Genomic DNA, 13799 nt, shown 5'->3' on the forward strand with positions numbered 1-13799 from the left:
CAATGATGCTGGGCGGCAATGATGCTGGGCGGCAATGATGCTGGGCGGCAATGATGCCCGGTGCCGGATGACCGGGAAGCGAACTGACTGCAGCCATCAGCCGGCTACTGGTGCCGGCTTGGGCTCAGTCGTCGGCCGGCGGCGCGATATCAGCCCGTTCGACCAGACGGGCCAGTTGGACGCGCCCCATGCTCAACTTGTCGGATGCGCTGGAAAGATGCGCTTTCGCCGTTCGCTCCGAGATGAACATCCTGCTCGCTATCTGCGCGTTGGTGAGGCCTTCCGCGGCGAGCAGCACGGCCTCGCGTTCCCGTGAAGGCAGGGAGTCGAGCAGGCTTCGCGCCTCGTCGCGCCGTGATGTGGGCTGCTGCCTGCTGATCGCGGCGATGAGCTGGCGTTGGCTGGTGGGATTGAACTGCGGCGTCCCGTCGCATACGCCGTTGATCCTTTCGATGATCTCCTCGGGGGAGTCCGTTTTCGATACGAATCCCTCAGCCCCTGCCTCGATGGCCCGTTCCACGGTGTGCTCCGGGTTCAGCGACGTCAGGATCAGCACGTGGGGAGCCTGAGGCAGCCTTCTCATCAGACGGGTCGTCTCGATGCCGTCGATGCCGGGCATGGCGATGTCCATCAGCACGACGTCGGGGTGTTCCCGACTGGCCCTCTCGACCGCATCCCTTCCGCTGGTCGACGTGGACAAGACCTGAATCCGCTGCTGCGAATAGTCACGCAGAATCATGCCCATGGCCTGACAGACCATGGGATCGTCGTCGATGATGCTCACGGTGATTGAAGGACGCGCCGTCACGGTGGAATCGCTCACGGGTTCATTGTACGCGCTCTGCCTCCGGTGTGGGATGCCGTGGCCTCCACGGCAGCCGTACGTCAAGGTGGAACAGCCGTCGGTCGTCGGTGCCGAACCGGCAGATGCCGCCGACCGACTTCGCGCGCGCCTCAAGTCCGGTGAGCCCGTTGCCCGGCACAATCGCTGCCGACTGCATCGGGTTGCTGACATGCACATGCACCCCTTGCCCAGGATCCGCATGCACCTCCAAGGACACCGGCTGGCCGGCGGCATGACGTCGGGCGTTCGTCAGCCCCTCCTGAATCGTGCGATACGCCACCTTGCCCGTATCCTCGTCCAGCATGGACAGCTGCTGCACGTCGATCCACGTGTTGAGCTGCGTGCCGGCGCTGCGGGCGTCCGCGCACAGCGCGTCCAACGATTCCCGGGTCAGTGACGTATCGCCATCCGGCTGGAGCTGCTCCCAGGCTTGCTGCGGGTGACGGAGCATGCCGATGATGGCGTGCGCCTCGTCAAGGGCGCCGGCGGCCTGACGGCGGATCTCGTCGGCTTTCGCGGCGAGTTCCGTGATGCCGTCGCCGGATGGCCGGCCATGAACGGAACCATCATCGGCGTTGGCGCTCGCCTTGGCCAGCTTCTTTGCCTCGACCTGCAGGGCGCTCGCGTTCAGCGCGATGAGTGAGAGCGAATGTGCCAGCGTGTCATGGGCCTCCGCGGCGATGGCTTCGGCAAGACGCTTGTCGGAGAGGTCATGTTCGAGGTTCTCGGCATGACGGCTGATGGCCTGTGCGCGTTCGTCGGCCCTGATGAGCCTGGCGCGTGAACGGATGTAGAGGCCGATGAGCGTGGCGACGGCTACGGCTATCAGCTCCACGACGATCGCCGTCGCCGCAATCGTAGGTATGCCGGCAAGCACGATGAGCGGCTCTCCGTCGACACCGGTATGCGGTTTGGCGAATATCGCGGACTGCCACAACGAGGAGTCCGGCGTGCGCAGGACGTCGCGCAGCTGCGCCCATCCTCCGATGACGGCCGCGGCGCAGACCGCCCGTATGGTCCTCGCCGTATCGCTTCGCCGCGCCACCAGCGACGTCAACGCCATGAGCATCAGCAGCGGATCGTACGGGAACACGAGTATGACCGCGCAGGAGGTCCAGAACACCGACTCGGGGTATTGCGAACGCAGCAGCAGCATGAAGGGGAATGCCAGCGACAGAAGCGTGCTGGCCGTCATCCATACGAACATCGCGTTGTGGGGGTCGCTGACATAGCGCTGTGCCGCGTAGGATGTCTGGACCAGACACATGAACGATGCCAGCAGGATCATCACGGACGTGCACCACATGCGCGTGCGCACCGGAACATCGTCCTCGTCAGCGGAAGAGGACGGATGCGCCGATGGCCATGTCTGCGGTGCGTGCTCGTTCATGCATCCACTGTACGTCGCCGAACCTTCGTCCGCCATTGGACCGGCGGACATCACGCATTGCCCGAACGTGCATCACGAAATGGCCATTCGTCCACTGACGCATCCTGCCGTCGTTCACTACCGTAGACATCACGTCCTCCATCATGCCGGACCATAGGTGCCCGGCAACTTGAGAACGGCAGCATGGAGGCCGACAACATGAAGCATGACGTCATAGCAACGACGTCATAGCAACGACGTCATGAAGAACATGACCGCGCAGCAGAGAAAGAAGGAGCATTCGATGTCGAATACAACCATAACGGAGAAGCCGCAGGCGGCGGGCCGAGGCAGAATCACGATCTGCGGAGTCGTGGGCGTGGTCTTTGGCGCACTGGGACTGGTATTGAGCTTCATTCCCATCATCAACAACATCGCGGCGATCCTTGGCGCCATCGGCGTCGTGCTTGCCATCATCGCCATAGTGGGAACGTTCCGCGGCAAGAAGGACGGGAAGATCGTCGCCGTCGTCGCCGCGGTGCTGTCCATCCTCGCAATCGTCATCACCCTGGCGATGCAGGCGGCGGCCAGCAAGGCGATCGACGACGCCATGGACAAGGCCGTGGGCACGTCGCAGACCGCGAAGTCCGGCTCCTCCAAGAGCGCGTCCAAGGACGCCAAGGGCGAGCAGGACATGGAAGGCGACCTGAAGACCATGCACGTCAAGATCGTGTCCGCGGTCAAGTCGGGCAACGACTACGAAGGCAAGCCGACCGTCCTGGTGACCTACGAGTGGAAGAACACCACCGAGAAGAACAATTCGTTCATGGTGCTCGCCAACGCCCAGGTGTTCCAGAACGGCCAGGCGCTGGAGACCGCCGTGTACATGGATGAGCCCGAAGGCTATGACGGGAGCTCCTATATGGCCGACGTACAGCCCGGCGCCACGGCCACCGCGACCGTCGGATACGTGCTCAAGGACCAGTCGGCGGTGACCGTCGACGTGACCGACACATTCTCGCTGGACGACTCAGCCAAGGTCGCACACACCTTCAACCTGTAGACGGCGATTGCGGATGGACCTGCACGAGAGAAGTGGGTAGGAAAGACCGTGCCTGTCGACGCCGACATCCCGCGTCGCGGATGGGTCGGCGAGCGCGAGAGAGACGGAGGCGGGACGTTCATCAAACATTCAGCCTCCGCCACTACAGTGGGCCTTGCTTAACAAGTAAGGAGCCAACATGACATTCGGTCAACAGCCGCAGAACGGCAACCCATATTATGGCGGCAATCAGCAGTACAACAACGTCAACCAGCAGTACAACAACAACGGCCAGTATCAGCAGCAGTATCAGCAGGCGCCGTACGGCGGGCAGCAGTATGCGTACGCGACGGCGAACGGCCCTGCGGTGATGGACGCGCAGGCGACCTACAGCTACGATCAGGTGCAGCAGGCCCGGCGGGTCTCCGTCACCCGCGCCTACGGCGAGATGACGCTCGGCCTCATCGTCACCGCACTCGTGGCGGTCCTCGGACAGAACGCCTACTACGACTTCCTCATGGCCACCGGCAACGTCGGCCTCATCGGCCTGTGCATCGTGCAGGTCGGGCTTGCCGTCGTTCTCGGCGCCCGCATCATGCAGATGAAGGCGTCCACCGCCCGCATCATGTTCTACGTGTACGCGGCGCTCATGGGATTCACGCTCAGCTCGATCTTCTGGCTGTTCGCGCCGCAGGCCATCGGCGTGTCGCTCGGATTGTGCGCGGCGTTCTTCTTCGTGCTCACCATGTTCTCGCTGACGACCAAGTTCGACATGCTCAAGCTGGGGCCGATCCTCATGGTGGGTCTCATCGTGCTGATCATCGCTCAGCTGGTGCTGTTCTTCGTCCCCGGAACCACGGAGACGACCCGCATCATCTGCGCCATCGGACTGGTGCTGTTCGCCGGCATGACGATGTACGACGCGCAGCAGACCCGGATGCTGTTCCAGCAGTACGAGGCCCAGGGGCCGGAGATGATCAAGAAGGTGTCGATCATCTGCGCGCTCAACCTGTACCTCGATTTCGTGAACATGTTCCTGTACATCCTGCAGCTGTTCGGCAGCAGGGATTGATCGTCGGCGGACGCCGGTCCGACCGTGCCATATGTCCGCCATTGCCATATGTCCGGCATTGCAGACGCCCAAGGCGTCCGTTGCGATCGCGTTCCAGCGCAGCCGGCGGTGGCGGGGCATGATGCATGGCAGCGGATGCCCGGCAACACCGGCAGGTGAAACCCTATGACGAAATGCGTCCGGCCGCCCTGACATGAGGGCGGCCGGACGCATTTTCATATGCGCCGACATTCCATGACGACGCAGCCGGCTGCCGGTCACGACGATGCGTTAGCGTGAATCCTCATGAGAAAAGTTGAGCTCGCCGGTATGGGATGCCTGCTGCTGACCGCGCTGATCTGGGGTTTCGCCTTCGTCTCGCAGGTGCAGGGCATGGACTCCATGACCCCACTGTTCTTCAACGCGGCCCGGTTCACGCTCGGAGCGATGTCGCTCCTGCCATTGCTGTGGTGGCGAAGCAGACGCCAGACCGCCGTCGGTTCGTCTGCCGATGCGGCCTCCATCACCCCCGCCGAACGAGCGTCAGCGCAAATGTCCCGTCCGCGCGACGGCATCGGCGGCCTGCTGGCAGACCCGCTATGGGTCGGCGTCATCTGCGGGGTGTTCCTGTTCCTGGCCAGCACCCTGCAGCAGTACGGCATCCTCTATGGGCGCAACGCCGGACGCGCCGGCTTCATCACGGCGCTCTACATCGTCATGGTTCCACTGCTGGCGTTCGTTTTCCAACACCGCCGGGTGAACATCATGACCGTCATCGCGGTGGCCCTTGCGGTCGCCGGATTCTACCTGCTCTGCATCACCGACGGATTCGGCTCGCTGACCATGGCCGACCTGCTGCTGCTGTTCACCGCGGTCCTGTTCGCCGCCCACATCCTCGTGATCGACACGATGGGCTCGCGCGTCGAGCCGCTGAAACTCTCATTCATCCAGTTCGTCACCACGGCGGCGCTGAGCTGGGCGGGCTCTCTCCTCGAGGGCTCCGTGAACTGGCAGGGCGCTGCCGCGGCATGGCCCGCGGTGCTGTACGCCGGCATAGGATCGGTGGGCATCGCCTACACGCTGCAGGTCATCGGCCAGCAATGGGTGCCGCCGACGCGCGCCTCGCTGATCATGTCGCTCGAATCGTTCTTCTCGGTTCTCGGCGGCGCGTTGCTGCTCGGCGAGACGATGACGGCACGGGGGTATGTCGGTTGCGCGCTGATCTTTGCCGGCACCATGCTCGCGCAGGTCAGGATCAGCCGGCCTTCGGCGTCTCCTCGACCTGAGGCGCGCCGTTGATGTCGCGGTGGATGTTCTGCATCTGCGTCTCGATGTTCTGCAGGCTGCGCGCGCAATCCAGCAGAGTCTGCGAGTGCTCGGCCAGCTTGGCGTCCGGCAGGTCGGTCTTGTATCGCAGCGCGTGCTCCAGGCTCGCCCAATAATCCATGGCGATGGTGCGGAACTGGACCTCGACCGGCGTATAGTGCGCACCCGACGACAGGAACACCGGCACGGCGTAGATCACATGCAGCGAACGGTAGCCGTTCTGCTTGGGGTTCTTGATGTAGTCCTTGACCCGCAGCACGGAGATGTCGTTCTGGGCCGACAGGTAGTTCGACACGGAGTACACGTCGTCACGGTAGTTGCAGATCACCCTGATGCCGGCCACGTCGAACAGGTTGTCCTTGATCGAGGCGACGCTGACGGGCAGCCCCTTGCGCTTGAGCTTGCCGATGATCGAATTCACCGACTTCAGCCTGCGCTCCATGTGATGGATCGGGTCATGGGCGAAGCGCACCTGGAATTCGGAATCGAGGATCTCCAGTTTCGTGCTGATCTCGTACATGGCGCCTTCATAGACCTGCATGAGGTTGACGAACTCGGTCAGCTCCTGCGTGGAGAACCGTGGCCTGTCGCCGCTGACGGCATCGAGACGCGCCTTCAGGTCATTGGTGTTGATGCGGCTTTGTCGGTCAAGTATCACGGTCACCATCATAGCCGCGAGGTTGCGGAGGAACTGAAAAATTCCTGTGCCGTCACGCTCGCGACGCCGGCGTCAGCGGGTTGCGCGGCCCCGGCCCGTCGCCGCTGGCGTGGGCAATAGTTACGATGGTGTGTCATGAACGAAGACATGATGACACAGGCCGAACGCGCGTCCGTGACGGCCGATCCCGCCGCAGGCCGGATGGGGCAGGGCCGGGGCCGAGGCGTGTTCTACGTGCATACGCTGGGCTGCCAGATGAACGTGCATGACTCCGAGCGCATCGCCGGCGTGCTCGAACAGGAAGGCTATGTGCCGGCGACCGAGGAGCAGGCGGCGGACAAGGACGTCGACCTGATTGTGATGAACACCTGCGCGGTCAGGGAGAACGCGGCCGAGCGCATGTACGGCACCATCGGACTGTGGGCCGACCTCAAGCGCACGCACCCGAACATGCAGATCGCCGTGGGCGGCTGCATGGCCCAGCTGGACCGTCAGCGCATCGCGCAGCGCACGCCGTGGGTGGACGCGGTGTTCGGCACCAAGAACATCGGCTCGCTGCCCCGTCTGCTGGACCAGGCACGGCTTGCAGGCACCTGCCAGGTCGAAGTCAAGGAGGATCTGGACTACTTCCCCAGCCAGCTTCCCGCCGCGCGCGCCTCGAAGGTGTCCAGCTGGGTGTCGATCTCCATCGGCTGCAACAACACCTGCACGTTCTGCATCGTGCCGACCACCCGAGGTCGTGAGCATGACCGTCGTCCGGGGGACATCCTCGCCGAGATCCGGCGTTGCGTGGACAGCGGCGCCAAGGAGGTCACGCTGCTCGGGCAGAACGTGAACTCGTACGGCTATTCGATCGGTGACCGGTACGCCTTCTCCAAGTTGCTGCGCGCCTGCGGCGACATCGAGGGGCTGGAGCGCGTGCGGTTCACGTCGCCTCATCCGGCGGCGTTCACCGATGACGTCATCGAGGCGATGGCCGAGACGCCGAACGTCATGCACCAGCTGCACATGCCGCTGCAATCCGGTTCCGACCGGATTCTGCGCGCCATGCGTCGTTCCTACCGCTCCGAACGGTTCCTCGGCATCCTGCACAAGGTGCGCGAGGCCATGCCGGACGCCCAGATCAGCACCGATATCATCGTCGGATTCCCGGGCGAGACGGACGAGGACTTCGAGGCGACGATGGACGTGGTCCGTCAGGCACGGTTCCAGTCCGCGTTCACCTTCGAGTATTCGCCGCGCCCCGGCACGCCCGCCGCATCCATGCCGCAGGTGCCGCATGATGTGGTTCAGGAGCGGTTCGACCGGCTTGTGCGGCTGCAGGAGCAGATCACCGAGGAGGAGCTGGCCAAGTTCGAAGGCCGCGACGTCGAGGTGATGATCACCGGCACGCAGGGCAAGAAGGACGCGGCGACGCACCGTGTCACCGGCAGGGAGCGCACCGGTGTGCTGGTCCACATCGGCGCGCCCGAGGGGCAGCCCATGCCCACGGTCGGCGATTTCGTCACCGCTACCGTCACGCATGCGGGCCGTCACAACCTGATCGCCGACCCGGACCTCGGCAAGGGGCAGACCTATCATGTCAGGCACTGAAATCGGTACCGATCGCGTCGTCTCCATCGTCGGACCCACCGCGTCCGGGAAGACGGGGCTGGGCATCGCCGTCGCGAAGGCGTTGCGCGAGCGTGGGGGGCAGGCCGAGATCGTGAACGCCGACGCCTACCAGATGTACCGCGGCATGGATATCGGCACGGCGAAGCCGACGGCCGAGGAGCAGGCGGAGGTGCCTCACCACCTCATCGACATCATCGAGCCCGATGAGACGATGACCGTCGCGCGGTTCCAGAGGATCGTCCGCGAGACGATCCATGACCTGCAGTCGCGCGGCATCCGCCCGATCCTCGTCGGCGGCTCGGGACTGTACGCCAGGGCCGCGCTCGACGACATATCGTTCCCCGGAACGGACCCGGACATCCGCGCCCGGCTTGAAGAGCGGGAGAGACGGGAAGGTGCGGGCGCATTGTTCGAGGAGCTGCGCGCCAAGGACCCCGAGGCCGCCTCCCGCATGGACCCGCGCAACCCGCGGCGCACCATCCGCGCGCTGGAGGTCATCGAGCTGACCGGCAAGCCGTATTCGGCGAGCCTGCCGCGATACCGGTATGTGATCCCCTCCGTGCAGATCGGGCTTGACCTGCCGCGCGAGGAGCTCGACCGGCGCATCGACCTGCGCACTGCGGCGATGCTCGAGGACGGATTCGTCGGCGAAGTGGAACGCCTGCGTCCCCGGCTCGGGGCGACGGCCGGCCGCGCGCTCGGCTACCAGCAGGTCATCGACTATCTCGACGGCCTGCAGGACCTGGACGACACGCGGTTCGACATCGCCCAGAAAACGAAACGCCTGGCGCGCAAACAGATGGGATGGTTCGGCCGTGACCCGCGCATCCACTGGCTGCAGGCGCTCAATCCGGCGCTCGTCGACAATGCGATGGCCATCATCGCCCATGCCGATGCGGGCGACTACGACGCCATCGACGCGCAGGCGGACGCCTACACCCAGCATCATCTGGGCGATATCGCATAGATGACCAGCTCCGGCGGCCGCGAAGATTCAGCCGCCGGAGCGATGCGATCAGTGCGCCGGGCCCTGGCTCCATCCGGCGATGAGGAACACGCGCGTCGGGTTCGCCGGCCTCACCATGAGTGCGAACAGGCGCTCGAAGGCGCTGATGTCACCGCCGTACGCGGCGTGCTTGGCCGTCTTGTACATGGCGCGGGTCACCGGGCCCCAGTCGAGGTCCCATCCGGCGTCATGGGCGAGACGCGAGGCGAACATCCGCAGGGTCATGGCGTTGCCGCCCTTGAACGGGTGCAGATATCCGAGCTCGTCGTAGATGCGGGCGAGCTCGTGGACGAACACGTCACGGTCGAGATTGCCGAGGTTTCGTGAATCGGCCAGTTCGGTGGCGATGTTCAGCGCGCCCGTCTCGATGAGCTGGGCGGGGAAGAACGCCTCCGGATTGCGCGCCCGCGCATGGTTGTCGGTGATTTCGCGCGTGGTGTTGGACGTCCGCAGCCGTCCGGCGTCGGCGAACACGCCGTCGAACAGGCCGCGATGGATGGCGATGAGCTCATCCAGGTCGCCGCTCGGATTCCACCGCCGTTCGACCAGCAGCACGGTCCTGGCGAATATGCTGCCGGCGTGGTCGGCGGCATGATCGTCCAGACTGCCGTCGGCAAGCCTCCCGCTCACGATTCCCGACGTCTCCCGGTCCGCCGCGTCGATCAGCCGGGAGACGTCGGCGTCGCCGCGTTCGTAGGCCTGCGCCGCACGCATTGTGGCATCACCGGGCACCATCGCTTCCAATGCGCAGTTTTTGAGTGCAAATGCGACTGCGCTCGCACGTTCCGCAGGAGTCATAGTTAGATGGTACATGCGCCGGGACGCCCCGCAGGCCGTTTCGACGCGAATGTCGGCAAAATGACGGGCGATGGGTAGAATCTGAAGACGCTATGGCACGAACAACTTCCTCATCAGAACACAGGTCCTCCACATCCGCGCGCGGGGGGACGGGCGCGGGCGACCCTGCAGGGGACGCGCGGGGGCCCCGTCGTACATCACGTTCGACGTCGGCGCGCAACGTCGACGTCGCCGGCAGGACGATCCGCGGCGGCGCCTCCGGGCGCGCCGCCGGGCGTGACTCCGGCGACCATGACGATCAGCCGGAGCAGGAGCCGCTGTGGAAGCGCGTCGCGCTGGCGATTCCGAGGGGGTTCGGATCGCTGGTGCGCTCCGTCGCGGGCGTGGGCGAATTCGACCCAGTCTATCGCCGTGACGGCCTGTGCTTCCTGCTGATCGTGCTTGCCGTGTTCTTCTGTGCGTCGGAATGGTTCCGCGTCAACGGCGTGCTCGGACGCATCCTGCATGCGTTCTCGTCCGGGGTCCTCGGCGTGATGAGCGTCGTGCTTCCGGTGCTGCTGGTGATCGTCGCGTTCCGTCTGATCCGCAACAGCGGCAGGAACTCGGACAATCCGCGTGTGGTGGCCGGCTGGGCACTGCTGTTGTGGTCGGTGTGCTCGGTTATCGACGTGCTCGTGGCGGCCGACGCCCGTTCGTTCGACATCGGGCTGCTGCAGCGCGCCGGCGGCCTGCTCGGCTTCATACTGGGTTCGCCGTTGGCATGGGGGCTGTCGAAGGTGTTCGCGGCGATCGTGTTCGTCGTGGTAGGCCTGTTCGCGCTGCTGATGATCACGCGTACCCATGTGACCGAGATCCCCGACCGCTGCCGCACCCTCGCCGCGATGTTCCGGCAGCGTACGATTCACCCCGATGTCGCGAAACGCGGCGACGGTGCGCCGGATGACCTGCCGGCTGACGATATGCAGTTCCCGAACGAGATTCGCGTCGGCGACGGCGAGGACGACACGCTCGCCTTCGCCGAAGGCGTGCCCGCCCACGACGGCACCGACGAGGAAACCGGGCAGGGGGCCGGTCCGCGGTCTTCGGTCGGCGGATGGCTGTCCAAGCTGTTCCGTCGGCGCAACCATGACCGACAGGATGCCGCGCTCGACCGGTATGAGGGCGACGACCCGTTCGCCCATGCCGCAAGCCGGCACGGTCAGGCGGCCGAAACGTCATTGGACGAGCACGGCAACGTGATCCCGCGGACCGTCTCCTCCACGCTCGGCGCGGCGATGGGCGCCGCCGCAGGCGCGGCGGCGAACGCCGCCACTGCATCCTCCGGCTCCTTCATGCCGGCGGCATCGCTGGCCGCGACGTTGCCGGCGGTGACGTTGCCGGCGGTGACGTCGCCGCTATCCGGCCATATGCCGGCATCGTCCGTCGCCGATGGTGCAGCCGCGACGGGCATGTGGCAGGATGCCGCCGCATCACCGGCGACCCCAACGCCGCGTACGGTATCGTCCGACGCGGCGACGCAGGCCATGCAGGCGGATGCCGCATTCCCGACGGATGCAGCCACGCAGTTCCCGGCTACGCCGTCCGCCGGCGCCGCCCCGTCAGTCGCCTCGTCCGCCGCCGACCCATGGGCCGCGGTGCCGGCGGCCTCCGACACGGCCGCCGCACCGACCATGTCGGATGGGCAGCCGGACGGCGGCGAGCCGATGAACCCCAACCTCGAGGAGCTCGCCCCCGCGGGCGGCGACGAACGCCCATACCAGCTTCCGGACCTCAACATGCTGTCGCACGGCCGCCCCCACGCCGTGCGCACGCCGGCCAACGACCGGGTGATCCGCGCCCTCACCTCCACGTTCCAGCAGTTCAACGTGGACGCCAAGGTGGTCGGGTTCCTGCGCGGGCCGTCGGTCACGCAGTACGAGGTGGAGCTCGGCCCCGGCGTCAAGGTCGAGAAGGTCACCAACCTGCAGAAGAACATCGCCTATTCGGTGGCCAGCTCGGACGTGCGCATCCTGTCGCCGATCCCCGGCAAGTCCGCCATCGGCATCGAGATCCCGAACGACGACCGTGAGATCGTCCATCTGGGCGACGTGCTGCGGTCCGATAAGGCGATGAGCGACCCCAATCCGATGCTCGCCGGCGTCGGCAAGGATGTCGAAGGGCATTTCGTCACCGCCGACCTGACCAAGATGCCGCATCTGCTCGTCGCCGGCGCCACCGGATCGGGCAAGTCCAGCTTCATCAACTCGATGCTCATGTCGATCATCATGCGGGCCACCCCCGAGCAGGTCCGCCTGATCATGGTCGACCCCAAGCGCGTCGAACTGTCCGCGTACGCGGGCATCCCGCATCTGCTCACGCCGATCATCACCGATCCGAAGAAGGCCGCGCAGGCGCTTGAATGGGTGGTCAAGGAGATGGACGCGCGCTACGACGACCTGCAGTTCTTCGGATTCCGCCATGTCAAGGACTTCAATGAGGCGGTGCGCGCCGGCAAGGTGCACGCGCCGGCCGGTTCCAACCGCAAGGTCGCCCCGTACCCGTACCTGCTGGTCGTCGTCGACGAGATGGCCGACCTCATGATGGTCGCGAAGAACGATGTGGAAAGCTCCATCCAGCGCATCACGCAGCTCGCGCGAGCCGCCGGCGTGCATCTGGTGCTCGCCACGCAGCGTCCGTCCGTCGACGTCGTCACCGGCCTGATCAAGGCGAACATCCCCTCCAGGCTCGCGTTTGCCACGTCGTCGGCCACCGATTCGAGGGTCATCCTCGATTCAGTCGGCGCCGAGACGCTGATCGGCCAGGGTGACGCGCTGTTCCTGCCGATGGGCTCCATGAAGCCGATTCGCGTGCAGGGCTCGTGGGTCAACGAGTCGGAGATCCGCAAGGCGGTCGAGTTCGTGCGCACCCAGCGCAAGCCTCACTACCGCGAGGACATCGAGCAGATGGCCAAGGATGCGGACAAGACGGCCGTCGAACCTGACGAGGAGATCGGCGACGACATGGACGTGCTGCTGCAGGCGGCCGAGCTGGTCGTCACCACGCAGTTCGGCTCCACGTCGATGCTGCAGCGCAAGCTGCGTGTCGGCTTCGCCAAGGCGGGCCGTCTCATGGACCTGCTCGAGTCGCGCGGCGTGGTCGGCCCTTCGGAAGGGTCGAAGGCCCGTCAGGTGCTGGTCCAGCCGCAGGACCTGCCCGCCGTGCTCGCCTTCATCAAAGGGCAGACCGATACGTTGCAGCACACCCAACCTCCGGCGCAGGACGAGGCCTGACCTGCGCCGGCGCCGGCGCGCTGGGGCGCGGGAGACTGGTTTTCGTGATATGGGGACGCAATTGTCAGCATTCGCGCATGTGCCGTTCATGTAACGTAGTAGTGTGCGGGTATCGTGAATACCATGAGCAACGAAACAACAGTCAACGATACGGCAACAGTCACGGACGGCGCGGCGGAAGGCCAGGGGAAGTCCTCCGGCTCGCTGTTCGACGGATGGAACGCGCCGCCGAACCTCGTCACCTATTCGCGCATCGTGCTCGTGGTGATTTTCCTCTCGCTGTACATCACCGCCGGCCCATGGGGCGAGGGCAACATCCCGATGCGCTGGACGGCCGCGGTGCTGTTCATCCTCGCCGCCTCCACGGATAAGCTGGACGGCTGGATGGCGCGCAAGTACCATCAGGTCACGGAGCTCGGCAAGCTCATGGACCCCATCGCCGACAAGCTGCTGACATGCGGCGCCCTCATCGTGGCCGCAGCGTTCGGCGAGCTCGGGCCGGTCTGGCTGGGATGGGTCGTCGTGGCGCTGTTCCTCGTGCGCGAGGTCGGCATCACGGTCATGCGATTCTTCGTGATGGAGCGTCCGGGAGGCAAGGTGATCGCCGCCGCGTGGCCGGGCAAGCTCAAGACGCTGTTCCAGTGCATCGGCCTGTCGATGCTGATGCTGCCCATGTGGGTGCTCAACCCCGCGCAGACCGCCCCCATGTGGATGACCGTCTACTACACGCTCACCTACACGCTGATCTATGTGGCGCTCATCCTGTGCCTGTACTCCGGCGGCGTATATCTGGTGAACACCTTCGGCAAGCGCGACAAGTGA

The 13799-nt window shown here is 65.3% G+C and carries 11 protein-coding genes; 7 read left to right on the forward strand and 4 right to left on the reverse strand.

Annotated features, from left to right (window positions below; all coding sequences use genetic code 11):
- Positions 1 to 124: 124 nt before the first annotated feature.
- Positions 125 to 823: a response regulator transcription factor gene (locus F7D09_RS01740; RefSeq protein ID WP_226835845.1), complete on the reverse strand. Its 699-nt coding sequence runs from the start codon at positions 821 to 823 to the stop codon at positions 125 to 127.
- Between the two features lie 4 nt (positions 824 to 827).
- Positions 828 to 2132, reverse strand: a complete 1305-nt coding sequence (locus F7D09_RS01745; protein ID WP_226835855.1) for a sensor histidine kinase — start codon at positions 2130 to 2132, stop codon at positions 828 to 830.
- 385 nt (positions 2133 to 2517) lie between these two features.
- On the opposite strand from F7D09_RS01745, the gene F7D09_RS01750 reads away from it, so the two are divergent.
- The 3 genes from F7D09_RS01750 to F7D09_RS01760 all read left to right on the forward strand — a co-directional run bounded on the left by F7D09_RS01750 (position 2518) and on the right by F7D09_RS01760 (position 5605).
- Positions 2518 to 3276: a DUF5067 domain-containing protein gene (locus F7D09_RS01750; RefSeq protein ID WP_152233753.1), complete on the forward strand. Its 759-nt coding sequence runs from the start codon at positions 2518 to 2520 to the stop codon at positions 3274 to 3276.
- A gap of 178 nt (positions 3277 to 3454) precedes the next feature.
- On the forward strand, positions 3455 to 4327 hold the full coding sequence (locus tag F7D09_RS01755; RefSeq protein ID WP_152233718.1) for a Bax inhibitor-1/YccA family protein: 873 nt from the start codon (positions 3455 to 3457) through the stop codon (positions 4325 to 4327).
- Positions 4328 to 4636: 309 nt separating this feature from the next.
- Positions 4637 to 5605, forward strand: coding sequence for a DMT family transporter (locus F7D09_RS01760; protein WP_152233754.1), 969 nt, complete (start codon positions 4637 to 4639; stop codon positions 5603 to 5605).
- Here F7D09_RS01760 and F7D09_RS01765 read toward each other — a convergent pair.
- Positions 5562 to 6299, reverse strand: coding sequence for a GTP pyrophosphokinase (locus F7D09_RS01765; protein ID WP_193312273.1), 738 nt, complete (start codon positions 6297 to 6299; stop codon positions 5562 to 5564). The two genes, F7D09_RS01760 and F7D09_RS01765, sit on opposite strands and share 44 nt — an antisense overlap.
- 126 nt (positions 6300 to 6425) lie before the next feature.
- On the opposite strand from F7D09_RS01765, the gene miaB reads away from it, so the two are divergent.
- Both miaB and miaA read left to right on the forward strand, forming a co-directional pair.
- Positions 6426 to 7883: a tRNA (N6-isopentenyl adenosine(37)-C2)-methylthiotransferase MiaB gene (gene miaB, locus F7D09_RS01770; protein ID WP_193312267.1), complete on the forward strand. Its 1458-nt coding sequence runs from the start codon at positions 6426 to 6428 to the stop codon at positions 7881 to 7883.
- Positions 7870 to 8871, forward strand: coding sequence for a tRNA (adenosine(37)-N6)-dimethylallyltransferase MiaA (gene miaA, locus F7D09_RS01775; protein ID WP_152233720.1), 1002 nt, complete (start codon positions 7870 to 7872; stop codon positions 8869 to 8871). The genes miaB and miaA overlap by 14 nt, the downstream gene beginning before the upstream one ends.
- Before the next feature lie 48 nt (positions 8872 to 8919).
- On the opposite strand, the gene F7D09_RS01780 is transcribed toward miaA, so the two are convergent.
- Positions 8920 to 9708 carry a Fic/DOC family protein gene (locus F7D09_RS01780; RefSeq protein ID WP_152233721.1) on the reverse strand — a complete coding sequence of 263 codons (789 nt, stop codon included), beginning with the start codon at positions 9706 to 9708 and terminating at the stop codon, positions 8920 to 8922.
- 242 nt (positions 9709 to 9950) lie between these two features.
- Between F7D09_RS01780 and F7D09_RS01785 the strand changes: the two genes are divergently transcribed.
- A complete protein-coding gene (locus tag F7D09_RS01785) occupies positions 9951 to 12977 on the forward strand; it encodes a DNA translocase FtsK (RefSeq protein ID WP_404979576.1) in 3027 nt (1008 codons plus the stop codon).
- Positions 12978 to 13088: 111 nt separating this feature from the next.
- A complete protein-coding gene (pgsA, locus tag F7D09_RS01790; protein WP_376862814.1) occupies positions 13089 to 13799 on the forward strand; it encodes a CDP-diacylglycerol--glycerol-3-phosphate 3-phosphatidyltransferase in 711 nt (236 codons plus the stop codon).

The organism is Bifidobacterium leontopitheci (assembly GCF_009193355.1).
GTDB lineage: Bacteria > Actinomycetota > Actinomycetes > Actinomycetales > Bifidobacteriaceae > Bifidobacterium > Bifidobacterium leontopitheci.

Bases quoted from the DNA above. Each gene is read 5' to 3' on its own strand.
- F7D09_RS01745 (WP_226835855.1), bottom strand. From the start codon at position 2,132: ATGATCCTGCTGGCATCGTTCATGTGTCTGGTCCAGACATCCTACGCG.
- F7D09_RS01750 (WP_152233753.1), top strand. From the start codon at position 2,518: ATGTCGAATACAACCATAACGGAGAAGCCGCAGGCGGCGGGCCGAGGC.
- F7D09_RS01755 (WP_152233718.1), top strand. From the start codon at position 3,455: ATGACATTCGGTCAACAGCCGCAGAACGGCAACCCATATTATGGCGGC.
- F7D09_RS01760 (WP_152233754.1), top strand. From the start codon at position 4,637: ATGGGATGCCTGCTGCTGACCGCGCTGATCTGGGGTTTCGCCTTCGTC.
- F7D09_RS01765 (WP_193312273.1), bottom strand. From the start codon at position 6,299: ATGGTGACCGTGATACTTGACCGACAAAGCCGCATCAACACCAATGAC.
- miaB (WP_193312267.1), top strand. From the start codon at position 6,426: ATGAACGAAGACATGATGACACAGGCCGAACGCGCGTCCGTGACGGCC.
- miaA (WP_152233720.1), top strand. From the start codon at position 7,870: ATGTCAGGCACTGAAATCGGTACCGATCGCGTCGTCTCCATCGTCGGA.
- F7D09_RS01780 (WP_152233721.1), bottom strand. From the start codon at position 9,708: ATGACTCCTGCGGAACGTGCGAGCGCAGTCGCATTTGCACTCAAAAAC.